The organism is Roseitalea sp. MMSF_3546 (assembly GCF_030732865.1).
Taxonomy (GTDB): domain Bacteria; phylum Pseudomonadota; class Alphaproteobacteria; order Rhizobiales; family Rhizobiaceae; genus Roseitalea.
Map to the genome: position 1 here is coordinate 1 of NZ_JASHKB010000062.1, position 1,237 is coordinate 1,237.

Consider the following 1,237-nt stretch of genomic DNA (forward strand, 5'->3'; position numbering starts at 1 on the left):
GTCGCGACCGAACACGCGGGCGTGCTCTGCGACGACCAGACCGTCCTGCAGGATGACGATCTTCGAGGCATAGGCGCGGATCTGTACCGGCCGCCCGACCGCTGTCGCCGAGACGCTGTAGCGGTTGCGGTCAAAGCTGACCAAACAGGTCTTCGAGACTGCCGCGGTGATCTCATGGAAGCCCTGGAAGGATCCCTGCGCCGTCACCAGCGTCGACCTCTCCTCCTCGAAGACCTCAAGGATCGTGCGCTCCTTGAACACGGGGTGCCGGGCCGTGGCGGCCCAGGCAAGCACCCGCTCGCGCAGGATGACATTCAGTTCGTCATAATCGGCCACCCGCAGCCGTGGCGTGAAGAACTGCTGCCGCGACGTCTTCACCTGGCTCTCGACCTGCCCCTTCTCCCAGCCGGCGGCCGGCGAGCACGCCGTCGGCTCGACCAGGTGATGTGAGCACATCTGCTCGAACCGGCGGTTGAAGCGCCGCGCCCGGCCAATCAAGATCGCGTCGACCGCTGTCGACATGTTGTCGTAAATCCCGCGCGTGCAGGCCCCGCCGAAGAACGCGAAGGCCTGGTCGTGCGCGTCAAACACCATCTCCTGCGACTCACGCGGATAGGCGATCAGGAACGGCATGCGGCTGTAGCAGAGGCGCAGGTGCGCCACCTTCACCTTGGTGGTGACGCCACTCATCAGAACGTACTCGTGGCTCCAGTCGAACTGGTAGGCTTCGCCCGGCGCGAAGCTCAGCGGCACGAAGGCGTTGGCCACGCCGGTCGTCCGCTTCTCTCGCCACCGCCTGGCATAGCGCCGCACGCTGTCGTAGCCGCCGGTGTAGCCTTCGCGGCGCAGGTCATCGAAGATCCGCGTCAGCCGTTGTCGATCCCGCTTCGGCCGGCACTCGTTGGCCTCCAGCATCCCCTCCAGCCGGTCGATAAACGGCCCAAGCTTCGGCAGCGGCTGCGAGGGCCGCTCGTAGGTCAACTCCGTGTCGCCGGAGCGCAGGATCTTCCGCACCGAATTACGGCTGATGCGACGCTCCCGGCTGATCTCCTTGATCCCCTTGCCATGAACAAAATGGTCCCGTCGGACCTTCGCGATCGTCTCCAAAACAATCATCCCCTTCGCTCGCTCCAGCCTCCCCTTCGAAAGCCAGAGCCGCTGCACAACCGCAGGGAGGGGGTCAAACTTGGATGCCGATCTCCCCACTCAGGGGGTCACTTTTGCGCGCCGATCTACA

1 protein-coding gene is annotated in these 1,237 nt (G+C 64.9%); it reads right to left on the reverse strand.

The window, feature by feature from the left end; translation table 11 throughout:
• Window positions 1–1,116: IS21 family transposase (gene istA, locus RBB34_RS19815; protein ID WP_306120970.1), on the reverse strand; the 1,116-nt coding region annotated here is incomplete at its 3' end.
• Window positions 1,117–1,237 lie beyond the last annotated feature (121 nt).